This is a genomic window from Streptomyces sp. NPDC020898 (genome assembly GCF_044333925.1).
Taxonomy (GTDB): Bacteria; Actinomycetota; Actinomycetes; order Streptomycetales; family Streptomycetaceae; genus Streptomyces.
In genome coordinates this window covers 815,512-839,936 of the sequence record NZ_JBIRRV010000001.1, presented here as the reverse complement: position 1 = coordinate 839,936, position 24,425 = coordinate 815,512, and the positions used below count along the sequence as shown (strand labels likewise).

17 protein-coding genes and 3 pseudogenes are annotated in these 24,425 nt (G+C 68.9%); 9 read left to right on the top strand and 11 right to left on the bottom strand.

The genetic code is table 11. The features are described from left to right. Window positions 1-52: 52 nt before the first annotated feature. The gene (locus tag ACH4TV_RS03715; RefSeq protein WP_398393846.1) at window positions 53-1,483 is read right to left on the bottom strand and encodes a glycoside hydrolase family 43 protein; all 1,431 of its coding nucleotides are present in this window, start codon (window positions 1,481-1,483) and stop codon (window positions 53-55) included. A 466-nt stretch (window positions 1,484-1,949) separates the two neighbouring features. Here ACH4TV_RS03715 and ACH4TV_RS03710 point away from each other — a divergent pair, with 466 nt between their 5' ends. The 5 genes from ACH4TV_RS03710 to ACH4TV_RS03690 all read left to right on the top strand — a co-directional run bounded on the left by ACH4TV_RS03710 (window position 1,950) and on the right by ACH4TV_RS03690 (window position 8,157). After that, a complete protein-coding gene (locus ACH4TV_RS03710; protein ID WP_398393844.1) occupies window positions 1,950-5,312 on the top strand; it encodes a discoidin domain-containing protein in 3,363 nt (1,120 codons plus the stop codon). 100 nt (window positions 5,313-5,412) lie between these two features. Beyond that, window positions 5,413-6,453 (top strand): RHS repeat-associated core domain-containing protein, encoded by a 1,041-nt coding sequence (locus ACH4TV_RS03705; protein WP_398393842.1) that lies wholly within the window; start codon window positions 5,413-5,415, stop codon window positions 6,451-6,453. 11 nt (window positions 6,454-6,464) lie between these two features. After that, window positions 6,465-6,812 carry a hypothetical protein gene (locus ACH4TV_RS03700; protein ID WP_398393840.1) on the top strand — a complete coding sequence of 116 codons (348 nt, stop codon included), beginning with the start codon at window positions 6,465-6,467 and terminating at the stop codon, window positions 6,810-6,812. A gap of 56 nt (window positions 6,813-6,868) precedes the next feature. Further along, entirely contained in the window at window positions 6,869-7,180 is a 312-nt protein-coding gene (locus ACH4TV_RS03695) for a hypothetical protein (RefSeq protein ID WP_398393838.1), read from the top strand. 170 nt (window positions 7,181-7,350) lie between these two features. Then, entirely contained in the window at window positions 7,351-8,157 is an 807-nt protein-coding gene (locus ACH4TV_RS03690; RefSeq protein WP_398393836.1) for a thioesterase family protein, read from the top strand. 77 nt (window positions 8,158-8,234) lie between these two features. Here the strand turns inward: ACH4TV_RS03690 and ACH4TV_RS03685 are convergent, their stop codons facing one another. The 5 genes from ACH4TV_RS03685 to ACH4TV_RS03665 all read right to left on the bottom strand — a co-directional run bounded on the left by ACH4TV_RS03685 (window position 8,235) and on the right by ACH4TV_RS03665 (window position 15,151). Next, window positions 8,235-10,706 (bottom strand): CBM35 domain-containing protein, encoded by a 2,472-nt coding sequence (locus tag ACH4TV_RS03685; RefSeq protein WP_398393834.1) that lies wholly within the window; start codon window positions 10,704-10,706, stop codon window positions 8,235-8,237. A gap of 136 nt (window positions 10,707-10,842) precedes the next feature. Next, window positions 10,843-11,706, bottom strand: a complete 864-nt coding sequence (locus tag ACH4TV_RS03680) for a carbohydrate ABC transporter permease (RefSeq protein WP_398393832.1) — start codon at window positions 11,704-11,706, stop codon at window positions 10,843-10,845. Next, a complete protein-coding gene (locus tag ACH4TV_RS03675; RefSeq protein WP_398393830.1) occupies window positions 11,703-12,656 on the bottom strand; it encodes a carbohydrate ABC transporter permease in 954 nt (317 codons plus the stop codon). The genes ACH4TV_RS03680 and ACH4TV_RS03675 overlap by 4 nt, the downstream gene beginning before the upstream one ends. 24 nt (window positions 12,657-12,680) lie before the next feature. Beyond that, window positions 12,681-14,012 (bottom strand): ABC transporter substrate-binding protein, encoded by a 1,332-nt coding sequence (locus ACH4TV_RS03670; protein WP_398395335.1) that lies wholly within the window; start codon window positions 14,010-14,012, stop codon window positions 12,681-12,683. Between the two features lie 98 nt (window positions 14,013-14,110). Beyond that, entirely contained in the window at window positions 14,111-15,151 is a 1,041-nt protein-coding gene (locus tag ACH4TV_RS03665) for a LacI family DNA-binding transcriptional regulator (protein ID WP_398393828.1), read from the bottom strand. A 154-nt stretch (window positions 15,152-15,305) separates the two neighbouring features. On the opposite strand from ACH4TV_RS03665, the gene ACH4TV_RS03660 reads away from it, so the two are divergent. Beyond that, entirely contained in the window at window positions 15,306-17,555 is a 2,250-nt protein-coding gene (locus ACH4TV_RS03660; protein ID WP_398393826.1) for an alpha-galactosidase, read from the top strand. An 82-nt stretch (window positions 17,556-17,637) separates the two neighbouring features. Here the strand turns inward: ACH4TV_RS03660 and ACH4TV_RS03655 are convergent, their stop codons facing one another. Continuing rightward, on the bottom strand, window positions 17,638-18,786 hold the full coding sequence (locus tag ACH4TV_RS03655) for an RNA-guided endonuclease InsQ/TnpB family protein (protein WP_398393824.1): 1,149 nt from the start codon (window positions 18,784-18,786) through the stop codon (window positions 17,638-17,640). 112 nt (window positions 18,787-18,898) lie between these two features. Between ACH4TV_RS03655 and ACH4TV_RS03650 the strand changes: the two are divergent. After that, window positions 18,899-19,423 (top strand): annotated as a pseudogene (locus tag ACH4TV_RS03650) (transposase family protein); the annotation flags it as partial. Window positions 19,424-19,627: 204 nt separating this feature from the next. On the opposite strand, the gene ACH4TV_RS03645 reads toward ACH4TV_RS03650, so the two are convergent. Then, window positions 19,628-20,737 (bottom strand): glycoside hydrolase family 5 protein, encoded by a 1,110-nt coding sequence (locus ACH4TV_RS03645; protein WP_398393822.1) that lies wholly within the window; start codon window positions 20,735-20,737, stop codon window positions 19,628-19,630. Window positions 20,738-21,027: 290 nt separating this feature from the next. Here ACH4TV_RS03645 and ACH4TV_RS03640 point away from each other — a divergent pair, with 290 nt between their 5' ends. Beyond that, window positions 21,028-22,086, top strand: coding sequence for a LacI family DNA-binding transcriptional regulator (locus ACH4TV_RS03640; protein WP_398393820.1), 1,059 nt, complete (start codon window positions 21,028-21,030; stop codon window positions 22,084-22,086). 13 nt (window positions 22,087-22,099) lie between these two features. Here ACH4TV_RS03640 and ACH4TV_RS03635 read toward each other — a convergent pair whose 3' ends face one another. The 3 genes and pseudogenes from ACH4TV_RS03635 to ACH4TV_RS03625 form a co-directional block, all read right to left on the bottom strand. Continuing rightward, on the bottom strand, window positions 22,100-22,231 hold the full coding sequence (locus ACH4TV_RS03635; RefSeq protein WP_398393818.1) for a hypothetical protein: 132 nt from the start codon (window positions 22,229-22,231) through the stop codon (window positions 22,100-22,102). Window positions 22,232-22,388: 157 nt separating this feature from the next. After that, window positions 22,389-23,840, bottom strand: a complete 1,452-nt coding sequence (locus ACH4TV_RS03630; RefSeq protein WP_398393816.1) for an MFS transporter — start codon at window positions 23,838-23,840, stop codon at window positions 22,389-22,391. A gap of 198 nt (window positions 23,841-24,038) precedes the next feature. Further along, a pseudogene (locus ACH4TV_RS03625) lies at window positions 24,039-24,155 on the bottom strand (HAD family hydrolase); the annotation flags it as partial. Window positions 24,156-24,202: 47 nt separating this feature from the next. Between ACH4TV_RS03625 and ACH4TV_RS03620 the strand changes: the two are divergent. Then, window positions 24,203-24,418, top strand: a pseudogene (locus ACH4TV_RS03620) (helix-turn-helix transcriptional regulator); the annotation flags it as partial. Between the last annotated feature and the right edge of the window lie 7 nt (window positions 24,419-24,425).

Genomic DNA, 24,425 nt, shown 5'->3' with positions numbered 1-24,425 from the left:
ACCACGAGAGAGCCCGGCCGGACCCCGGCCGGGCTCTCAGCTCGTCAGCTCGTCAGCTCGTCAGTCGGAAGGTGGCGTCGCTGCGCCCCGTCGCGGTGGTGACCGTTTCGAGCTTCAGCTGGTACGCGTAGTGGCGGATGTAGCGGTCGGGGTGGTTGTACGACTGGAAGGAGGACCAGGTGGCGTCGGCGAGTCCGGCGACCTGGCGGAAGGTGGCGTCCGCGGCGAACTGGGCGGTGCCGTCGTTGTACACGAGCTGGAAGTCGGATCCGTCGTGCCGCAGGTAGTGGCCGGGGAAGTTGACCGACTCGAAGGAGACGGTGCCGGAGCCGGCCAGGCCGGGGCGCGGCCGGAACCGGGCGTCCTCGTTGGTGACGTTCTGGTCGATGCGTACGTCGAAGTTGGCGTGCCGCACGTAGCGGTCCTGGAAGTTGAAGGACTGCAGCCGCCTGGCCGGGGTGTTCACCCAGCGGGCCTGGATGCGGGCGTCCTCGGCGGCCGTCAGGTTCAGGATCGAGCCGTGGCGCTTCTTGGTGCCGCCCAGGGAGTAGGTGCCCGACGTGGGGAGCTTGTAGGTGCCGGAGGCGGACGGGTTGGTCGTCGTGACCGGCATGTATCCCTTCCCGGCCGCGTACTGGTCGAGGTAGAGGGTCCACTCGTTGCGGTCCCTGAACTTCATCCACATCGGACCCTCGACCTGGGAACCGGTCAGCCCGATGCCGGAGAGGTTGCCGAGACCGGTCCAGGTGCCGAGGATCGAGTTGCTGCCTTCGAGGGTGATCTGACCGTCGCCGGAGGCCCGTACGTAGCGGTAGTTGCCGACGCCGGAGGGGACCTCGACGATCTGGGTGTCGATGATTTCCTGGGAGCCGGGGCGCTCGATGTAGATCTGCGGGGTGGTGATGGTGCGGAAGTCCGTGGTGCGGGCGTAGTGGATGCGGTGCTTCGTCACGCCGTTGAGGGGCGTGTTCGTCGCCCAGTACAGGACGTAGTTGTTGCCGGCCGGATCCCAGATCGCCTCCGGGGCCCAGGCGTTGCGCCCGTCGGGGATGGCCCCGGCGACGTTGAGCAGCCACGGCGCCGACCAGGTGACCAGGTCACTCGACTCCCAGACCACCAGGTTGCGGCTGCCGTTGTTGATGGACTGACTCCACGTCTGCCCGCAGTCGATGCACAGGTCGGTCGCGACGATCCAGTACTTGCTGCCGTCCGGTGAGCGCACCAGCGCGGGGTCGCGCACCCCACGCGTGCCCACGGTCGAACGCAGGGTCATCCCGCCGCCGTTGAGATCGGTCCAGTTCAGACCGTCCGCGCTGTACGAGAAGTACATCTGCTGACCGGTCGACCCCTCCCCGATGAAGTGCGTCATCAGGTAACCCGGGTCCGCGGCGGCGGCCCGCTGAGGTGTGGTCACGACTTGGGCTGAGAAGAGCAGGCAGGCGGCGACGAATATCGCCGTCAGCCGACCGAGAACCGCGGGCATATGGGTTCCTGTCTTTTTCGGGGTGCCGTGATCAGGTGCGGGTGGGGTCGAGAGCGGGGCCCGGACTCGGCGCAATGCCGGGCAGCGGCCGAGGAGTTACGGTTCGAAAAATCGAACGTCGTTCGCAAGGTCGAGCAGAAGATAGATGTCGGTCGAGAGCAGGTCAATGGAACTGACCAGTTTGCTCCGGGCGCGCATGCCCGTACCCGCTCAGGGTGCGGAGGTTTTGGGTGTTCCACCCTCTCGAACTGCGAAGACTCGCTGACGCACTCGGGTCGTTCGCGAGAACGACCCACTGCACGACCATTGACACGGCGCTGCGAACAGGACAAAGATCTCGCCTGCAAACACTCGACTGAAACGTTTCAAAACCTCGGAGCCGACTGTTCCGCTTCCTTTCGGCTGCCCGGCTCCGGGCTGCCCGACGCCTCTGCCGCCCTTCCGCACATCTCCCTAGGAGCCCGCGATGCTCGATGTAACGCGCCGGTCCGCTCTGCGCTCGGCCATAGCCGTGGCGCTGGCCCCGACGTTGGGTGCCCTGGTGCTGCCCGGGCTTGCGCCGGCGGCCTCCGCGGCGGTCTCGTGGACCGCCAAGTGGATCTGGGCACCCTCCAGTTCGGCGAACCAGTGGGTGGCCTTCCGTAGATCGTTCACCCTGGGCTCCGTACCCTCGGAGGCCGTCACCCAGATCGCGGCCGACTCGAAGTACTGGCTGTGGGTCAACGGCACCCTCGTGGTCTTCGAAGGCGGCCTCAAGCGCGGGCCGAACCGCACGGACACCTACTACGACGAGATCGACCTCGCCCCGTACCTGACCAGCGGCACCAACACGGTGGCACTGCTGGTGCAGTACTTCGGCAAGCAGGGCTTCTCGCACAGCAGCAGTGGTAGGGGCGGACTGCTGTTCCAGTCGGACATCCAGACCGGTTCGACCACCACCCGGATCGTCAGCGACACCGGCTGGAAGCACACGGTCCACCCGGGCTACTCGAACAACACCAGCGGCGCCCAGGTCAACTTCCGGCTGCCGGAATCGAACGTCTACTACGACGCCCGCAACGCCACCGCCATGGCCGGCTGGCAGTCATCCGGCTTCGACGACAGCGCCTGGACCGCGCCCACCGACTTCGGCGCCGCCGGCGTCGCTCCCTGGAACGGCCTCGTCGAGCGGCCGATCCCGCAGTTCCGCTACTCCGGCCTGAAGGCCTACACCAACGCTGCCTCGCTGCCGGCCACCGGCCAGGGCTCCACCGCCATCTCGGCCACCCTGCCGTCCAACATCCAGGTCACGCCGTATCTGAAGGTCGACGCCCCGGCCGGGGCCGTGATCGGTATCCAGACCGACCACTACGACGACGGCAAGGGCCTGGTCGGCATCGACCAGAAGACCATCTTCAACGTCCGTGCCACCTACGTCTGCACCGGCGGGGTCCAGGAGTTCGAGGCGCTGTCGTGGATGAGCGGCACCGCCGTGCGGTACACCATCCCGGCGGGCGTGACCGTCGTCGAGCTCAAGTACCGGGAGAGCGGGTACGACACCGACTTCGCCGGGTCGTTCACCAGCGACGACGCCCTCTTCGACACCGTGTGGACCAAGGCCGCGCGCACCATGTACGTCAACATCCGGGACAACTACATGGACTGCCCGACCCGCGAACGCGCCCAGTGGTGGGGCGACGTGGTCAACCAGCTGAAGGAAGGTTTCTACACCTTCGACACCAGGTCGTACGACCTGGGCAAGAAGGCCATCTCGCAACTGGCGTCCTGGCAGGAGTCCGGGGGCGTGCTGTATTCCCCGATGCCCTCGACCATCTGGACCGCCGAGCTGCCCAACCAGATGCTCGCCTCGGTGTGGTCGTTCTGGACGTTCCACCTCTACACCGGCGACACGAGCGCGGTCACCGGCGCCTACCCGGCGGTGAAGAAGTACCTGGACCTGTGGAGCCTGGGCAGCGACGGTCTCGTGGCCCACCGCAGCGGCGACTGGGACTGGCAGGACTGGGGCAGCAACATCGACGCCCGGGTCCTGAACAACTGCTGGTACTACCTGGCCCTGGACACCGCCGCCAAGCTCGCCGCCCTCAGCGGCAACACCGGCGACGTCGCCGGATGGCAGGCCCAGCGCGACAGCATCAAGGCCAACTTCGACACCCTGCTGTGGAACTCCACGAAGAACGAGTACCGCTCTCCCGCCTACACCGGCGACACCGACGACCGGGCCAACGCCCTCGCCGTCGTCGCCGGCCTGGCCCCCGCCTCCCGCCACCGGGCCGTGACGGAGGTGCTGCGCACCCACCTCAACGCCAGCCCCTACCTGGAGTTCTACGTCCTGGAGGCGCTGTATCTGATGGGCGCGGCCACGGTCGCCGAGGAGCGGATGCGCAACCGCTTCGCCGCCCAGGTCGCCGACCCCGCCTGCCACACCCTGTGGGAGGTCTGGGTCAAGTCGGAAGGCACCGACAACCACGCCTGGAACGGCGGCCCGCTGTACGCCCTGTCCGCCTACGCCGCGGGTGTCCGCCCCACCACGGCGGGCTGGGAGACGTACGAGGCCATCCCGCAGACCGGCACCCTCACGAAGATCAACACCGTGGTGCCCACCGTCCGGGGCGACATCCGCTTCGGCATCACCCGCGACGGCACGCAGGTGACCCTGACGCTCACCTCGCCGAGCGGGACGACCGCCCGGGTGGGCGTGCCCACCTACGGTGGCTTCCAGCCCGTCGTCAAGGCGAACGGCACCACCGTCTTCACCGGCGGCGCCTCAACGGGCAGCGTCAGCGGTCTGACCTACGACGGCAAGGACGCCTCGTACGTCTACTTCAAGGTCCAGCCGGGCACGTGGACGTTCGCGGCGACGGGCGCCGGCCGCCTCGACAACCTGGCCCTGGGCCGGTCGGTGACCAGCAACAACAGCCTGGAGAACAGCAGTTGGGGCAGGAACCGGCTCACCGACGGCAAGCTCACCAGCGTGAGCGGGGCCAGGGGATACACCAGTAACGAGTTCACCTCCGCCGACATCAGCGCGAACCCCGTCTGGGTCGAGGTCGACCTCGGCGCCGACACGGACCTCGACGCCGTACGCCTCTTCCCCCGCACCGACACGTCTGCGGCGGGCGGGGGCACGGCGGGCTTCCCGGTCGACTTCACGATCCAGACCCGTCCCGACGGATCCAGCACCTACACCACCGTCCGCACCGTCACCGGCCAGGCCAACCCCCAAGGGCTGGTGCAGACGTACGGCTTCAAGACCACCACCTCCCGCCACGTCCGCCTTCAGGCCACCAGGCTCGGCGCACCCGCGTCCGACGAGTCCACCAAGTTCCGCCTGCAGCTCGCCGAACTCACCGTGCCGACCGCCGCGACGGCCGTGAAGGCCAACTACACGCTGGAGAACGGCGACTGGGGCAAGACCCGGCTCCTGGAGGGCACCACCACCAGCGTCACCGGCGCCAAGGGCTTCACCAGCATCGACTTCCCCGCCGCCGACGTCAGCGCCACCCCCGTATGGATCGAGGTCGACCTCGGCGCCGACCGGTCCATCGGCTCCGTCACCCTCCACCCGCGCACCGACGCCGCCGGAGCCGGCGGCGGGTCGGCGAACTTCCCCGTCGACTTCACGATGCAGACCCGCCCCGAGGGATCCAGCACCTACACCACCGCCCGCACCGTCACCGGCCAGGCCAACCCGAGCGGAGCCGCCCAGACCTACACCCTCACCTCCACCACCGGCCGCTACCTGCGCCTGACGGCGACCAGGCTCGGCACCCCCGCCTCCGACGAAGCCGCCAAGTTCCGCCTGCAGTTGGCCGAGATCGTCATCAAGTAGGACGCCATGGCCGGTGTCTGTCATCGAAGTGAACGATCAGTTCTTTTTGCCCGGACGTGGCTGACTGATCGTGGGGTCTTGGCAGTTCCCTTGGACTTTGATGGAAGCTCCCCTGCCAGGCTTCTCCCCCGGCACCGGCCTCACCCACCTCGGCGCCCGCGAATACGACCCGTCCACCGGACGGTTCATCAGCGTCGACCCACTCCTCAACCTGGCCGAGCAGCAGTTCCTCAACGGCTACACCTACGGCAACAACAACCCCGCCACCCTCGCCGACCCGGCCGGCACCGATCCGTGCGGCGGCCTCAAGTGCGGCCACGAAGGCGACAAGCGCAGCGACCCCGCCATCTACTGCTACGCCGAGAAGGCGGACGGCACAGCTGACACCACCGGTGTGGTCCCCTCCGGCGGCGGTACGGCCAGCACGAGCAGCACCGGCAGGACGAGCAGCGGCAAGAAGAGCGGCGGCGGCTCCCACTGGGGCTGGCTGTCGAACACCGCGAACACCGTCGTCGACTACGGCTCCGCGATCTTCTCCCAGCCCGACGTCTGGTGGGGCTCCGCGGAAACCGCCGGAAGCCTGTTCCTCATGGGCCTCGGCGGAGACGCCGTCGTCGGCGGCGGCGCCCTCTGTCTCACCGGCGTCGGCTGCATCGGCGGCGCCCCCATCGCCGCGGGCGGCGCAGCCCTGATCGGCACGGGAGCGGTCGGCGCGGGGGACGGGATCGGGCGCATCAACGACGGGCTGGGGAAGGCGTTCTCGGAGGTCGGCGGCGAATCGTCCGGGTCTTCCAGCGGGCCGAGAACCTTTACGTCGGACGATCCGCTTGTGGGTGACGTCGCCAATGAGATTGAGGCGAAGTACCCTGGCCTGGTTGACGACGTCAATGTCCCGGTTAACCGGCCTGATGGATCCACATTGACCGACTTCGACGTTGAGCTCAAGAACGCTGTTATCCAGGTGAAGGCAGGGCCAGGAAAGGGGGCCGGAGCCCAGGTGACGCGAACCCAGGAGGGTACGGACAAGCCGGTGATTGTTTATGGGCCAAAACTGAGGCCGAGCGTCGTCAAAGAAGTGAATGGTCGCGGCGCTATCGGTGTCCCATCGATGGATGATCTGTTGGCCGCGGTCAAGCCATGAATTCTTTGATCGTGTACGTACCGCACGATGTGGTCATAGAAGAGATTCAGGATCGGCTGCTCGCTCACGGGATCAGTACCGACTTCCGGGACGGTCGGATCGCTGCGTCGTACGCAGGGTCCATTGCCTGGATCGAACCGGACGTGGAGGGGGAGTTGGAGAGGGAGGGTGAGCCGGATGAACTCGCCCTCGTGGAGGGGCTCATCGGGAGATGGAACGCTTTTGTCGTCGACTATCGGACGATAGAAGTGGCGGATACCGTCGTGGCGGCGATATGTGGACGCTGGCCATGTGTGGTGGACAATGATGACGGCTTCATCGGATGGGCCATGGACTACCTGAAGCGGCGAGTGAAGTAATGGCTGTATACGTGTCGGTCCGGGGATGGCTGGAGTGCGATCGATACCAGCTGTTGATGGTGAAGGAGATCATCGCGAAGAATTCCGATGAGCACTATTCTGGAGGATGGGCCTTCCCCGGCGCCCCATTCAACTGGACCTCCTACGTGTTCTATGGGGGCGACATTCAAGAAGGGGATGTGCCCTGGCTTCGCGACCAGTTGGTGAAAATCGCTGCTCTGCCGCCTTCGGATGAGGACGACTCCGCTGTGCAGGGCCTCTTCATGGTCACGCACGAGCTCGAAGGGCTGGTTGAGTGGCAGGTCCGTGACGGTGGCGTTCATGAGGTTCCCGGTGACGAGCGACACCAGTACCTGGGGTCTTTTTAGAGGGAAATCGGGCCTACGCGTCCGAGGAACTGGCCGACGGCCGGATCAACTTCACCGACACGGACGCCCACGGAGACCGCCGGTGCCCAGCACCTCGTACCTATCCTGAGCGTGGCGCTCAGCACCCTCTGAGCAGCCGGCCCGGCGAACAGCCCGAGGAGAGACGTCCGTTGAACACCGGCACCCCCGCCCCCGGCAGCTACTACGAGCGCATCGACGAACACCGCTACAAGCCGACGGTCCACGCGGGCGGGGCCTGGGACCCCGACGAACAGCACTTCAGCCCGCTCGGTGGCCTCGTCGTCCATGCCATCGACCGTCAGCTGGCCGGGCGGCCGGGCACCGACCTGCTGCTGGCCCGTCTCAGCTACGACATCCTGGGCCGGCTCGCCCTCGACGAGTGCGAGATACGGGTGGAGACCATCCGCCCCGGCCGCACCATCGAGCTGATCGAAGCCGTGGTGCTCATAGCCGGGCGCCCGGTGGTCAGGGCCCGTGCCTGGCTCCTCGCCGCCCTCGACACCTCCGCCGTCGCCGGGGGCCCCGACGACCGGCTCACCCCTCCCGAGGCGCTCTCCCCGTGGTCGATGACGCCGACGTGGCCCGGCGGGTTCATCGCCTCGCTGGACGCCCGTCTGGTCGGACCACCCCGGCCGGGCCGAGCGGCCGCCTGGGTCTCCACCCGCCACGCCCTTGTCGCCGGCGAGCCCGTCAGTCCCCTCGCGTCCTACGTCGCCCTCGTGGACGCCGCCAACGGCATCGCCGTACGACAGCCGCCCACCGCCTGGATGTTCCCCAACGTCGACCTGAGCGTCCACCTCCACCGCCAACCCGAGGGCCACTGGACCGGCCTGGACACCACCGTCACCTTCGGCCCCACCGGCCAGGGCCTCACCAGCACCGTCCTGCACGACGTCAGCGGGCCGGTCGGGCACGCCCAGCAGATCCTCACGGTCCGACCTATGCCCGGCCACTGAACGCGCCCTGCCCCGGGCGGTATCCCGACGGGGATCCGGCCCGGGGCAGGGCGCGTTCAGCGGAATGGGGGAGCGAACTAGCCGATGACCCGGCCCAGTTCGATGCGGTCGATGTTCGGGGCCCACGCGCTCGCGTTGCCGAACGTCACCGTGTTGCTGCCCTTCTTCAGGTCGACGGGGACGCCGACCGTCCAGTAGTCGTCCACGCTCCAGGTGTTCTTGAAGGTGACCTTCTGGGGTGCGCCGGTGCCCACCGTGATGTCCGCCGTACGGGACATGATGTCCGTGTTGTAGGCGTGGCCGTTGTCTCGGCGGTCGTTGTGTGCGTAGTGGACGACCAGGAGATGGCGGCCGGACCTGGGGGCGGTCACCGTGAACTCGGCTGTGCTGGCTGTGCTGTTACCGAGTCGGCCGATGTAGGAGCCGGCCGACGCGTGGGCGGAGTCGATGAGTTGGGCGCCGCCCGTGAGGGTGGCCTGGGCGGCCTCGTAGGACAGTGTGCCGGTGGTCGAGCCGTTTCCGGAGACGTCCAGGGTGCGGATGGCCGCGTGCTTGGCTGTCGTCGCGACGCGGTTGTTGCCCGCGACCAGGTACAGGCGCAGGGGGCGGCCGGGGAACGCCGTCACCGTCTCACCGTGCAGGGCGAGTTGAACCGGCGCCGTGGTTCGCGGCAGCACCGTGAAGTAGCCGTCGCGCGGGGCGTAGACGTCGAAGACGGCCTCATCACCCGGGCGCAGGACGAGGGCGCCCGTGCCCGTGCCGGCGGACGAGGAGTAGTCGTAGGACGGTCGGCCGCTGATGTCCGCCAGGGTGGCCTCGTACGAGGTGGAGGGCGTCGCGGAGGTGCGGGCGGTCAGGTCGATGCGGTCCAGGGTGACCTCGGCGTCGCCCTTGGACAGGGTCAACAGGTGCGTTCCGGCGGGGAGTTCGACCGTGACGTCCTTCTTGGCGCGGTAGGTCCAGTTCTCCGTGGAGGGGTAGGTGACCGTGACCGGGGTGCCGCCGTCGACCGAGAGTTGCTGGGTGGAGGGGGCGCCCGACTGGTTGCCGTAGAGGATCGCCAGGTCGTACGTCCCTGCCGTGGGCAACGTCACCGTGAAGTCGACCTTGCTGCTGGCCGTGTTGAGCGAACCGACGTCCTTCGTCCCGGACGCCGCGTAGCCGTTGGCGTTGTTCACCGTGCCCTGTGTGTAGACCTGGCCGCCGGTGATGGCCGCGTCCTCCGCCTCGTACGAAGCCGACCAGGGGACGGACGCTGCGGACGGGGTGCCCGAGCCGCCGGGGGAGAGGACGATCCGGTACGCCGACATCTTGTGCAGGCCGCGCAGCGGGACGGTCACCGTGCCGTCGGCGGTCACCTTGACCGTCGTACGGGTGAGGACGCGCGGCGTCGCGTGCTGGCCCTCGTAGCCGGACCAGGCGGCCTCGGCGACGGTCGCGGTGACCGTGCGGCCGAAGACGGACCGGGGGACGTTCTGGACCACGACGTCGGAGTCGGCGGCGGAGCCGCCGAGCAGGACCTGGGCCTGGCGGCGTGAGGTGTCGAGGGAGGCGAGGCCCTGGAGGGTGTCGATGGTGTTGGCCTGCGGCGGGGTCACCTTGACGGTGTCGCCGGTGAGGCCCGCGTACCAACGGAAGAACCACCAGGAGCCGTTGGGGATGTTGGACCGGACGACGTTGCCGTCCATGTTGCCGGCGGCGTCCCAGTAGGCCTGGTTGGCGTACACCTTGTTCCGCTCGAACATCGAGACCCACTGCACGAGCTGCCCGGGCACGGACAGGTCGCGGCGGTTGGCGTACTCGTCGATGTTGATTTTGAGTGGCGCTATGCCCAACTCGCGCTCGATCGAACGGTAGTTGTCGTAGTGCGCCTGAAAGTCACGCAGCGAGCCGGAGCTCAACTCGTGCCAGGTCAGCACCTGCGGCAGGACGTTCTCGCGCTTGGCGAAGGCGAGGAAGTCCTTCATCAGGCGGGTGTGGTAGCCCGTCTCGTTGGGGCCGGCGATCCTCGCGTCGGGGTCGATCGCGCGGATGCGGTGGTACACCGTTTTCCAGTCCTTGAAGAACCGGTCGCGGTTGACCTCGTACTTCGCCTGGTCGGCGACGCCGATGTTGTACCAGATCTGGTCGGGCTCGTTGAACGGGATGTAGACGAAGCGGTCGCTGTTCGGGTCCGCCGACACCTCCTTGGCGATCTTGTCGACCTTGGGGAGGTAGTCGTCGATGCCGAGGTCCTCGTACGGCCACTTGGAGTAGATGTCCTGCATCATCACGTTGATCTCGCCGCCGCCGTTGCGGAAGAACGACGTGGCCACGGACAGCGCGTCGCCGTTGGGGTGCTGGGCGCCGCCCTCCGGCTTCTGCGAGATGCTGGTGATCTTCAGGGGTGCGAGTGCGGCGTCGCTGGGCACCCCGTCGTCGCTGAGCCCGTACAGCGCGCCGTTGGCGCCGCGCATCACCGGGCCCTCGGAGGCGGCGAGGTCGACGGTGAGTCGCTGCGGGTCGGCGGCTGCTGCCGCGGGGCCTGCTGCGGGGAGGGTGCCTGCCATGGCGGTGACTCCAAGTACGGCTGTGACAAAGGCGGTTCTGGTACGGGATCGGGTGCGGGATCTCGTTTGCGTGCTTGTGCTTGTGCTCGTGCTCGTGCTCGTGCGGGTGGGGGTGTTCACGCTGCTGGGCCTCCAGTCATTTGACGGCTCCACTGGTGATTCCGGACACGATCTTTCGCTGGGCCACCAGGAACACGGCGACCATGGGCAGGCTCATCACCACGACGTACGCGAAGACGAGATGCCAGTTGTTGAGGTAGAGCTCGGCGCTCGCGACCTTGTAGAGGTTGAGTGGGAGAGTGGCCTTTTCTCCGCCGCCGAGGACGAAGAAGGCGTAGAAGATGTCGCTCCAGGCGTAGAGCATCACCATGATCGTCGCGGTGGCGATCACCGGCCTGAGCAGCGGAAGGATGATCCGCAGGAAGATGCGGGACGGCTTCGCGCCGTCCATCCGGGCCGCCTCCTCCAGCTCGACGGGGATGGCGCGGATGAAGCCCGTCATGAAGAAGATCGACGTGGAGAGGTACATCCCGGTGTAGACGGCGATCATTCCGGGCCGGGTGCCCGCGAGTCCCAGCTGCCGCAGCTCCATGACGATGGTGATGACGGCGGGCGGCAGCAGCAGTCCGCTGATGCAGAGCGCATACGCAGCCGAGACCAGTTTCGACTTCCGGCGGGCGAAGACCCATGCGGCGCTCGCTCCCAGGATCAGTACGAGCAGCACCGAAGGAAGCACGACGAGCAGGGAGTTGACGAAGCCGCGCAGCATCTCGCCCTGGCTGAGGGCGTCTTCGTAGTTGCTGCCCGGCTGCCACCGCTGCGGCAGGTCCAGGTTCGGCCTGATGACCTCCGCCTGCGGCTTGGCGGAGGTGACGACGACCAGCCACAGCGGTACGCCGACGGCGAGCCCGGCGAGCAGCAGGACGAGCGCCGGACGGCCGTACCGCCAGGCCGAGTTGACGGGGGCGGCACCCGCAGAACTTTTTACAGAACTGCTCACAGCAGCTGCTCCCTTCGGCGCAGTCCGACGACGAGGGGGATCGCGACGGCGACCACGACCAGGAAGAGGACGAGGCTCATCGCGGAGGCCTGGGCGTACAGGCCCTGGCCGAAGATGCGGAACATGTAGATGTTGAAGACCTCCGTGGAGGCCGCGGGCCCGCCGCCCGTCGTGGCCTGCACGATGTCGAAGGTGTTCATCGAACCGATCAGCGCCGTGGTGACGTTGAAGGTGACGGCCGGCGCGAGCATCGGCCAGCGCACCGACCAGAAGGTCCGCCACGGCCCCGCGCCGTCGCACTTCGCGGCCTCCAGCATCTCGCCGGGGATGCCCTTCAGTCCCGCCAGATAGATCAGCATCGACAGGCCCATCCACTTCCAGCCGTGGATGACGGTGACCAGGACCAGCGTCCACGTCGTCGACCCCAGCCACGGAATGTCCGTACCCAGCACGGAGTTGACGGCGCCGTCCTGGTCGAGGAGTGCCTGGAAGACGTAACCGGTGGCGAGCGCCGAGATGAGCACCGGGAGGAAGAAGACGGCGCGGAAGAACCGGTTGAAGCGGGTGTCGGCCTCCAGCAGCAGCGCGAGGACGAGGCCGAAGCCGTTCTGGAAGAGGGCGGCGAGCAACGCGTACAGCAGGGTTGTGCGGATCGCGCGGAGCAGGGTGCCGTCGTCGGCGATGGTGCGGAAGTTGTCGAGGCCGGTGAAGCCGATGTCCGCGTGGTACGAGGACCAGTTGGTGAACGGGTAGTAGAAGTTGAGCAGGTTGGGCACCAGGAAGAAACCCGCGAAGACGGCGATCGCGGGGAGCGCGAACCACCAGGGGTGATGCACGGCGGCGCGCGGCAGTCGCCCCACCCGCTGTGAACCGCCTCTCGTAGGTGCCGAGTTGTGCCTGTTCTTGTGTTTGTCCTTGCGCTTGCGCGTGTGTATGGCTGTGTCGGCCATCGGAACTCCCCGCCCTCCGGTCCGCTAGAAGCCGGGCGCGGCCTGGGCCTTGGCCACCTGCGCGAACTGGTCCTGGATCGCCTGGGCGACCTGCTGCGGGTTCTTCTTGCCGTAGATCATGTCGGCGAGGTAGAGGTGGGTGTCGGGGGCGACGATCGCCTTGGCCTGGAACACCCCGATGGCTGTGGGCAGGGCCGCGACCTGGGCTGTCGATGCCTGGGGGAGGCCGTCGGGGGTCGGTACGGACGGCTGCACGGACGGGATCTTCATCGTCTTGATGTAGTCGGCGTAGTCGGGGCCGAGCCAGAAGGCGAGGAACTGCCGCGCCGCGTTCTGCCGCTTCTCGTCACCGGTCTTGAAGGCGACGACGCCGTTGGTCTGGTCGGGCGAATACAGGCCGGTGGCTGAGGAGTTGGCGATCGGGAACCAGCCGATCTTCTTGTCGATGTCGGCGGTGGAGTACTTGGCCTGCAACTGGCTCTGGAAGGAGGTGACGTTGAGGACCATGCCTGCCTCGCCCTTCCACAGGGCGTCGGCCTGTCCGGTGAAGGTGCCCGTCTTGTAGTTCTTCTGGGCGAGCCCGGCGTCGAGCAGCTTCTCCTTGTACTTCTTGATCGCGCCGACGACGACCCGGTCGGTCCACTTCTTCTTGTTCTGATTCAGGTCGGCCCACCACTGGTCGTCGAGGTCGGTGAGCTGGACCTGCATCTGCCACTGCATGGGCCACTTGTCGCCGCCGGCCTCGTAGAAGGCGGCCGCGTCGGTCCTGTCGGTGACGGTGTGGCCGAGGGCCAGCAACTCGTCGTAGGACTTGGGGAAGTTGGCCTCGCTCAGGCCGGCCTGCTTGAAGACGTCCTTGTTGTAGTAGACGCCGAGCATGGCGGGGCTGGTGACGATCGCCGCGTACCGCTTGCCGTCGATGACGCCGAGCGTCTTCTCGGTGTCGCCGAGTTTCGACACCCAGTCCTCCGAGTCGAGGGGGAGAAGGTTCTGCTGCGGCTGGATGAAGGGCAGCGTGGAGATGGACGGCTGCCAGAACATCAGGTCCGGCCGGTCTCCGGAGGCGAGCTTGGTCGGGACGTTCTGCTCGTACAGGTCCGGGATGGGCTGGGTCTCCACCGTGGCGCCGGTGGCCTTCTCGAAGGCGTCGATGACCTGCTTGGGCGCGTTGACCGTGTTCTGCGCGGTCCACATGGTGAGTTGTACGCCGTCCAGGCGGGCGTTAGGGTCGACGGCCGTCTGTTTCGCGTCCGTGCCGGAGCCGCCGGAGTCACCGGCGGTGGGGTCGCTGCACGCGGTCGCGGCCAGGCCTACGGCGCATATCAGCGCCAGGGCGGGGAGAGCTCTTCTCTTCATCACGTGCCTTTCATGAACGGGCGGTTCAGGAAGCAGGACTCAGGCAGGACTCGGAACAGCGGTGTTGGTGGCGGGTGTTGGGCCACCGGCGGGGGTGTTCAGTCACCGGCGGCCGGTGGCCCCGAGCTCTCCCGGACCACCAGCTCCGGTACGGAGACGGGGTGCGGGGCGATCGGCGCGGACTCCTCCAGCACGCCGTGCAGCAGGGCGAACGCGGCCCGGCCCAGGCCGGTGAAGTCCAGGCGTACGGTCGTCAGGGACGGGGTGAGGAAGGCGGAGTGCGGGGCGTCGTCGAACCCGGCGACGCTGACCTCGCCGGGGACGGAGCGGCCGGACTCGTGCAGGGCGCGCAGCACCCCGAGTGCGAGGTCGTCGTTGCCGCACAGGATCGCGGTGACGGCCGGGTCTTTCGCCAGTTTCAGGCCAGCCGCGTGGCCGCCGGCCGGACCCCAACTGCCCTGTACGGGACGGGGTTCCGGCGCTCCGGCGTCCCGGAGCGCCTGCCGCCAGCCCGTGGTGCGGGCGGCGCTGGTGCGCCGGGTGCTGGACGGGATGGCGACGTAGTGCACGGTCCGGTGGCCGAGGGAGAGCAGATGGCGGGTGGCCTGGTAGGCGGCCTCGCGGTCGTCGGTCCACACCCAGGGGCGGTCGCCGCCGGGCCGGCTCGCCGGGGTCTCGACCACGCCCACGACCGGGAGTTCGGGGGGTACGGCGGCCAGGGCCCGTACGCCGGCCGGATCGTAGGCGATCACGATCAGTCCGCCGCTCGCGTCCTGTGCGCGGCGCACCTCGGCGGCGACGGCGGTCTCGTCCTCCGATTCGAGGACGCCGATGCCGACCGCGTAGGACGCGGCGCGGGCGGCCTCCTCGATGCCCTGGAGGATCGAGGCGTAGCCGTAGTGGGTGGTGTTGGCGGTGAGCACGGTCACGGCTCTGCTGCGTCCGCTGGCCAGGGCGAGGGCGGTGGCGTTGCGGCGGAAGCCCAGCTCGTCGATGGCCCCGAGCACCCGCTCCCGGGTGGACGGCTTGACGCTGGGATGGCCGTTGATCACCCGGGAGACCGTCTGGTACGAGACCCCGGCTGCGGTCGCGACGTCCCTGATGCTCGCCGGGCGCCTTGTGTGACCGGTCACATTCATGCCAGGATTGTGACCGGTCACACAGGAGTCGTCAAGAGAACGTAACGATGGATTCACGCGACTGACGCGAGCCGCCTCCGGCGCACAGGCAGGGCGTACGGGCATGACGTACCGCCAGGCGTACGGGCAGGGAGGGCTCAGGAGGGGAAGCACCTTGACCAGCACGGTGGACACATCGACGAACGGCCCCGACCTTCCGCAACCGCTGCTCACCTGGGGTCATTCGGCGCTGACGGCCGAGTTCGCGACCGCCGCCGACGGCACCCTGCGGATGGTCCGGCTCACGCGCCCCGGCGACCCCGGCCCCGTCGACCCGGAATCTCCTGACACCACCCTTGGCGAGGTCGAATCCGCCCTGCCCCTCGTCGAGTTGACCGCCCTCGGGCACGGCAGTGGCTGGTCCGGCCCCCGGTTCACCGGCACGGCCCTCGGCACCCGGCTGAGATACCGGGACCACCGCAGCGGCACTGACAGCGGCAGCGGCACTGACATCGGCACCGGCACTGACATCGGCACCGGCACCGGCAGCCGCGTCGGCCAGGAGTGGCTGACCCTCGAACTCCACGACGCGGAGAGCGGGTTGACGGCGTTCGTCGAACTCTCCACCCCGACGGGGCTGCCGGTGCTGCGCTCCCGCGTCCGGCTCCGCAACGACGGCACGCGACCTCTGGTCGTCCAGTCCGTCAGCAGCCTGCTGCTCGGCAATCTGCCCGCCCCCGACGCCCTCGACGTGCACCGGGCCCGCAACGACTGGCTCGCGGAGTGCCGTTGGTACACCGAGCCGCTGCGTGACACGGTCGCCGACATCAATGTCGGCGCCCACCAGCACGACAGCCGGGCCGCCCTCGCGCTCACCGGGCGCGGCAGCTGGCCCACCGACGGCCACCTGGCGATGGGGGCGCTGACGGAGCGGGACGGCGGCCGGGCCTGGCTGTGGCAGATCGAGTCCCCGGCCGGCTGGCGCTGGGACCTGGGCGAACGGGCGCACGGCACGTATCTCGCCCTGAACGGCCCGACGGACGCCGAGCACCAGTGGCGGGTCCGGCTCACGCCCGGTGCGGAGTTCACCACCGTCCAGGGGGCGCTCGCCCTCGGCTCCGGGTTCGACGACGCGCTGGGCGCGCTGACCTCGTACCGCCGCGCCGTCCGTCGTCCGCACCCGGACCACTCGGCGCTGCCCGTGGTCTTCAACGACTACATGAACACGCTGATGGGCGACCCGACGACGCAGAAACTGCTGCCGCTGATCGACGCGGCCGCCGAGGCCGGCGCCGAGTACTTCTGCGTCGACTCCGGCTGGTACGACGACACCGAGGGCTGGTGGGACAGCGTCGGCGAGTGGTTGCCCTCGGCGGGCCGCTTCCCCGACGGCGGCATCCATGTCGTGCTGGACCGGATCCGGGAGCGCGGCATGGTGCCGGGGCTGTGGCTGGAGCCGGAGGTCGTCGGGGTGCGCAGCCCGGTCGCGGCCACGCTTCCGCCGGAGGCCTTCTTCCAGCGGGACGGGGTGCGTATCAGCGAACAGGGGCGCCACCAGCTCGACTTGCGGCACCCGGCCGCCCGGGCGCATCTCGACCGGGCGGTGGACCGGATCGTCGGCGACTGGGGCGTGGGCTATCTCAAGCTCGACTACAACATCGCGGTCGATCCGGGCACCTGCGCCCCGGGGCCGTTGTGGGACATCGCGCCGGGGGCCGGGCTGCTCGGCCATGCCCAGGCGTACCTGGACTGGCTGTCCGACGTACTGGACCGGCATCCGGGGCTGGTCGTCGAGAACTGCGCCTCGGGCGGGATGCGGATGGACGGCGCCACCCTGGCCGTCACCCAGCTCCAGTCCACCAGCGACCAGCAGGACCCGCTCCGCTTCCCGCCGATCGCCGCCGCCGCGCCGACGGCGGTCCCGCCCGAGCAGGGTGCCGTGTGGGCGTACCCGCAGCCCGAGTTCGACGACGACCTGATCAACTTCACGCTGGGCGGGGCGCTGCTCGGGCGGATCCATCTCTCCGGCCATCTGAACCGGATGTCGGACCACCAACTCGCCCTCGTACGGGACGCGGTGACCGCGTACAAGTCGCTGCGCGGCGATCTCGCGGAGGCGGTGCCGTTCTGGCCGCTCGGCTTGCCGGGGTGGACGGACGAGTGGCTGGCCCTGGGGATGCGGGTGCCCGACTCCGGGGGTGGTGCCGGTGACCGGGTGTCGTACGTCTCGGTCTGGCGCCGTGACGGGGAGACCGAACTGCGGCTCCCGGTAGGGCACTTGGCGGGCCGGGAGGTGCGGACGGAGATCCTGCACCCGGCCGCCCGGACCGCCGGCTCGGCGGTCTGGGACGGGGACGGACTGCGGGTGTCACTGCCGCGTACTCCCGGGGTGCTGCTGATCCGCCTCACCCCGGAGGGGGCCTAGGTACAGAGGCGCACCCCGGGGAGCTGGTTGTCCGGGGAGCTCATTTGAAGTTCTCTCCCCTGCGAACGGGGGAGATTCCTGCCTACCTTGCGGTGGTGGGTTTGACGCCACGGGTGCGCCTTGCGACGGCCCTTCCGGCAGCCGGGACGAGCGCGTGGCCCGTCCGGTACAGGTGAAGGACGTTGCGGGCGGCGTTGTGGTCGGCGTTGCCTTTCCATCCACAGTCCGGGTTCTTGCATACGAACGTGGCCTGGTCTTTGCGGCTGCCGGGGGTGATGAACCCGCAGGCGCAGCAGCGCCGGGAGGTGTTTGGGGCGGGGACCTTGTGCAGGGTGCCGCCCTGGCGGGCGGTCTTGTACGCCAGCATCGTCACGGTGCGGCCCCATGCTTCTTGGCTGATGGAGCGCTTCAGGCCGGACTTCTGGGCGACGTTCTTCCCGGGTTTCTCGGTGGTGCCCCTGGCGGTGGTGACCATGTTCGTGATGGTGAGTGCTTCGACCACGACCGTGCCGTACTGGCGGGCGAGGCGGGTGGTGGTCTGGTGCTGCCAGTCAACAGCGCGGCGCGTGGCTCTTGCGCGGAGCTGCTTGATCTGGTCGTAGGTGGAACGCAGCCGCTTCGAGTCGCGCTCGGTGGGTGTGCGGAAGCTCTTGCGGTGTGCGGCCCGCTGTTCCAGGCGGAGGAGCTTGGCTTTCTCGTCGGGGTTCAACCACTTGTCGCGGTCGGCGGTTGCGCCCGGGAGCCGGGGCGCACGCCCGTGGTCCTGATGGTTGCCGTCGGACAGGGCGAGGGGCAGGTTCACCCCGACGTCGATGCCGACCTCGGGGCCGGCGTGCGGGGTGGGCCTGGGTTCCAGGGTCTGGATACGGAAGGCGATGTGCCAGCCGAGCGCATCCTTGACGAGCCGTGCCCCGGTAATGCGGTTCTCCGTGTTCGCGGCCTTGCCGACGGGGAGATCCTTCGTCCAGCGGAACCGGACAGGGCCGGTGATGTGGATGGGGTACGTCCGGCGAGCGGCAGCGCGTACGCATTCGGCGCAGGCTTTGGGTGACCATGTGCCGACGATGCCCATGAACGTCCCGGATTTCAGGCCGAGGTCGATGGTGCTGTCGTCGAGCGGGTTACCGCACCAGATGCAGGCCACGCCCCGGATCTGCTCCGGCTGGAGGCTGCCGAGGCTGGGCGTTGGCAACGCTGCGGTGTGCAGGATCTCCCGAGTGAGGCTGCTCATCGTCGGCGCTCCCTGGAGGGCGGAAAGCATGGGGTGTCTGTAGCTGGGGTCTGTTTGGCCACTTCGTAGCGGCCGATCTCGACGAGCGCCGCGACGGCGGCGGGGACGCAGCCTGCTGGCAGAGCGTGCACCCGGCCTGCTCAAGGTGCTGCGTGAGACCGGTCCGGACTACGTTCTGCTCGACGGCACGCTCGCTGAGTGCGACCGGGTAGGCGACGGCCGGGCCGACTACTCCGCCAAGCACCGCCGACATGGCGTGAACGTGCAACTGGTGACAGATCCGGATGGCCGGCTGCTGTGGATCTCACCCTCACTGCCCGGCCGAACCCACGACCTGACCGCGGCCCGCACCCACCGGATCATCCGGATCTGCGAACGCCAAGGCATACCAATCCTCGCCGACCGCGCCTACATGGGAGCCGGCCCGTGGGTAACGACGCCCGGCAGACGCCCGCCCGGCCGCGGCCTCACACCAACCCAGCAGACCGTCAACCGCGCGCTGTCCGCCGCACGGGCACCGGTCGAGCGCGGCGTCGCACGACTCAAGTCCTGGCGGATCTTCCGCAAAGCCCGATGCAGCCCGAATCGAATGTCGTCAATCGCCGCGGCAGTCCTCACCCTGGAGCGGCAACGCTGAAAACGCTCACTGACTCCCGGTTGCGTGCTGACACTCGCAATGTACGCCCGGACCAGCGTCTGGTGTACTGCTGTCGCCCCGGGCCGTAAGGACCGGGGAGCCGACGTGCTCGCTGCAAACCAGAACAACCCCCGCGCAGGCGGGGATTGTTCTCCAAGGGGTCGATGCACGGACCGATGGGCGTCTCTTCGTGGTGCGCCGGTGTCAGCGGCTGACCGGCTTACCGCGGCCCCAGCCCCAGGCGAGGCGGTCGGCGCCCGACTGGTTGGTGGTGGCCAGCCAGGGGCGGTCGGTGGGGCCCGTCAGGGTCTGGAGCGAGTACATGTCGCCGGTGCGCAGGCCTGGCCAGTAGACGGAACCCATCTTCAGCTCGCGGAAGGTGTCGGTGACGGCCTGCATGAAGTTGACGAAGTTGTTGTCGGGCATCGGCACGTTGTAGTTCAGGCCCGTGGTCATGAAGGCCCCGAACTCGTCGGCGACGGTCCGGTTCGCGCAGTCACCGATGCGTACCTTCAGGTCGGCCACCCACTGGTCGTAGGTCGCGTACTCCTTCCAGAAGCCGTAGTGGTGCAGCGAGAGGTACGTGCCCTTCAGCCGCGGGTCGGCGCACACGGACGTGACGTGGTCGTTGTAGCCGGCGCCGCTGACGAACACCTGGCCCCGCGCCACCGACTTGTAGGTCGCGAGCCACTTCGCCGCGATGTCGGCCCACTCGGTGTCGGTGTAGCCGTGCGGCTCGTTCATCGGCTCGAAGTAGACGTGCTTGTCGTTCTTGTAGGCCTTGACGACCCTGTCCCACATGGGCCAGTAGGCGGCGGTGTCGTCGATGAAGCCGTCCTTCTGGGCGCCCGTGCCCTCCCAGTAGGAGACGATCACCTTGAAGCCCTTGTCCGACGCCGCGTCGACGACCCCGCGGTACGACTTCCAGTAGGCGCCGTTGACCGTGTACGGGTTGATCGGCAGCCGCACGGTGTTGGCACCCAGGTTCGCGCGGAACGCCGAGATGATCCGGCTCGACTTGGCGTACGTCTGGGCGTAGGTGTCGGAGGTCGACAGACCGGACAGCTGGAGCAGGTCGTCGGCGAAGTTGTCGCGCGGGTCGGCCCAGTTGACGCCCTTGAACTGGGTCGTGTCTCTGGTCGGCCCACCGGAGGCGGAGGCGGGGGCGGACGTGGGAGCGGAGGCGGAGGCGGGGCTCGCGGCGGCCGCCGTGCCGCTGGTCGCGGCGATCGCGAGCGCCACGAAGGCGGCGCGCAGCCGGGGGGAGGGGCGGGAGCCGCCGAGGACGTTGCGCATCAACTTGCCCTTTCGCATACGAGGAACTTCGAAGGACGGCGGCTGAGTTCGTCGCGGAGCCCAGGTGGGGCTGAGCGGCCGTCGTGCTCGCGTAGGGCGATGTTTACGTAAACATCGCGGCGCCGGAATCGTGGCACCCTACACAGAGATCGTCAAGGTTTCCGGTGCGTAACACGTCGGGCCCGACCGTGCCGGGACGAGGCGAAACGGGGCGGGGCGGGGGCGGTGGCGAGAGCCCGGCCGCCGGGGCCTGGCCGAAAGCCAACCTTCCTTCCCAGCAGGGGATTTGACGCCCGTAGACTCCCCGGGTGACAAAGGTGACACGCGACGACGTCGCCAGACATGCGGGTACTTCCAGCGCGGTGGTCAGTTACGTCGTCAACAATGGCCCCCGGCCCGTTTCCACGGAGAAACGCCGTCGCGTGCTCGAAGCCGTCAAGGAACTCGGGTACCGGCCCGACCGGGTCGCCCAGGCCATGGCCAGCCGCCGTACGGACCTGCTGGGACTCATCGTTCCGGACGCCCGCCAGCCGTTCTTCGGGGAAATCACCCACGCGTTGGAACGCGCCGCCGCCGACCGGGGAAAAATGATGCTCGTCGGCAACTCCGATTACCAGGAGGAGCGCGAAATCCATTACCTGCACGCCTTTTCGGGTATGCGGGTGTCGGCGCTGATCCTGGTCAGTCTCGGGCTCGGCGACCGGGCCGCCGCCGAACTCGACGGCCTGGACGCCAGGGTCGTGCTCATGCACGAACAGTCCGCGTCCGTACGGAAGTTCGCCGTGGTCACGGATGACGTCGAGGGCGCCAGGATGGCCACCCGGCATCTGCTCCAGCACGGTCACACGGCCGTGGCCTGCCTGGGCGGACCCGAGTCGGCGCCCGTGGCCGGCGATCCCGTCGCCGACCATGTCGAGGGCTGGCGCAAGGCGATGGCGGACGCCGGGCACTCCACCGAGGGGCTCCTCATCCGCGCCCCCTACAACCGGTACGACACCTACGAGGTGGCGCTGCGCCTGCTCGCCGGCCCCGACCGGCCGGCCGCCGTGTTCTGCTCGACGGACGACCAGGCCATCGGGCTGCTGCGGGCCGCCCGCGAGCTGGGCATCGACGTACCGGGCGAGCTCGCGGTGGCGGGCTTCGACGACGTCAAGGAGGCGGCGATGACCGACCCGCCGCTCACGACGGTCGCCTCCGACCGCGAGGCGATGGCCCGCACGGCGGTGGACATGGCCCTCGACACGGCACCGGACGCGGTGACGCCCTACGGGCCGGAACGAGTGCGGCGCTTTCCGTCGACGCTGGTCGTCCGGGCGTCATGCGGCTGCCCGGACCCGGCCCGCCCTCTCCTCCACCGCGCCCCGTAGCCCCTCGCTCCCCTTACCCGTCCGGCGTCGGCAGCCGCAGGCCGAAGAGGCTGCCGTGATCGGAACCGGCCGTGTCCGGCGGTGAGTCGGGAGCGGCGGCCAGGTTCAGCCCGTACCACAGGACCGCCTGGTTGGCGGTGATCACCGGGAGCCCCAGCTCACGCTCCAGGGGGACGACCGCACCCTGGGCGCGGAAGCCGCTCCCGGGAATGAGGGCACCGCAAGGATGCCGATCCAGGGGCCGCCAACTCGCCTGGACACGACGGAAGGTGACGCAGCGTCAGTTACTGTCGTACTCGCCGTCATGCCGTCCGCCCCTCCTCGCCGGCCGCGACGGGTTCGCCGGCCGGGGCCTTCACCGCGCCGCCGCCCTGCGCCGCCGGGGCGCGGAAGCCCAGCCACGACCAGACCGTGCCGGCCAGGGCGACCGCCCCCGCCAGCAGGAACGCGAGGAGGAACGTGCCGTCGTCCGGATCGGTGCCGAGGACGATGACCAGGAGCGCCACGCCGAAGGTGCCGCCCGCGTACTGGGTGGTGGTCATCAGGGCGCCGGCGACGCCCTGGTTCTCGTCGGCCACGTCCCGCGTGCCGCCGACGAACATCGAGGTGTAGATCATGCCGTGGCCCAGGCCGCTCACGATCAGGCCGGGCAGGATGGCCAGCCAGTACGAGTGGTTGTGCACGGAGACCGCGAGCAGCACCAGACCGACCGCGCCGATCGCGAACGCCAGCGGCAGCGTGCGTCCCACGCCGAGAGTGTTGACCAGGCGGCCCGCGACGATGTTGCCGAGGGTGATGCACACGGCCAGCGGCAGGAAGGCGATGCCCGCGGCGAGCGGTTCGAAGCCGCGGCCCCCCTGGAGCATCAGGGTGACGAGATAGAACTCGGAGCCCGCCACGCTCGCCATGTAGAGGGCGGAGGCGCCGCAGCCGACGAGGAGCGTACGGGTGCCCCGCAGTGCGGGTTCCACCAGCGGCTGGGCGCTGCCGCGCTCGCGGACGACGAAGAGCACGAGGAGGACGACGGCCGCGGCGATGCTGCCCAGCGTGAGCGGGTCGGACCAGCCGACGTCGGCCGCCAGGGTGAGCCCCAGCACGGAGACGAGGACGGTCGCCGTGCAGAGCACCGCACTGAGGACGTTGAGCGGGGACGACGTACGAGAATCGTTTCTGCCCGGCAGTAGACCCGGCGCGGCCAGCGCGCAGACGATGGCGAACGGCAGGTTCACGAAGAACGTCCAGCGCCAGGACACCGTGGTGAGCAGCCCGCCGAGGACGACACCGGCGGCCAGCCCGCTGGCGCCGACCGTGCCCCAGACGGCGAGGGCTCGGGTGCGCTCGCGGCCCGGTGCGAAGGTGGTGTTGACGAGGGCCAGGATCGAGGGTTGCAGTGCCGCCGCCGCGACACCCTGCGCGCCGCGGGCGATCAGCAGCAGCGAGGCGTCCCCGGCGATACCGCCGGCCAGCGACGCGACGCCGAACAGCAGCAGCGCGGCGATGAACATGTTGCGCGCGCCGATCCGGTCGGCGGCCCGTCCGCCGACGACGAGGAACCCGGCGAAGAAGACGGAGTAGGCGCTGACCACCCACTGGACGGCGCTGGCGGACAGATCGAGGTCCGCGCCCATGCTGGGCAGAGCCACGAAGATGACCGAGAAGTCGAGCGCGATGAGGAACTGGGCCGCGGACAGCGTGACCAGCCCGCCGATGGGACTCCTCGGCGCCGCCCGCCCCGGTGTTGTGGGTGACGTCATTTCTCCGTAACCGCCTTGTCGCGTCGTCCAGTTGTGTGCCGGTATCGGTGCCGGCACGGGTGTCACCGCACCGGTGCGCTGGTGGCGCATACTGCCTCGGTGCAGTGGATCAGCTGCGATGAGTGATCGCGGCAGAAGATCGAAAGAAGGTCGAAGACTACCCAGCGCCCCGCCGGGCGCCAGTACGGATTCGGACACCGAATCCGCCTCCGCGCTGGTCAACGGCCCTGCCGTGGTGACCCCGTACGACACTCCGAGCGCCCGCATCCCGGCGGCGCGGGCCATCCGCATGTCGTCCACGGCGTCCCCGACGACCGCGCACGCGCCGGAGACGCCTCAGGGAATGGGCGGACCGTGAATTCGAGGTATTCGTACTCCTGGGCCGGGGATTGTCGAACCAGGCGACATCGGAACTGCTCCTCGTCACCGAGCGCACGGTCAAGGCCCATGTGACGCGCATACTCGCCAGGTTGCAGCTGGAGTCGAGACTGCAGGTAGGCCTGGTCGCCCAGGCCTACCTGTTCGGCGTCGCCCTCACCTCACGTGCGGAGGTGGCGGAGGAGGCCTACGCGGTCTGACGGCGCG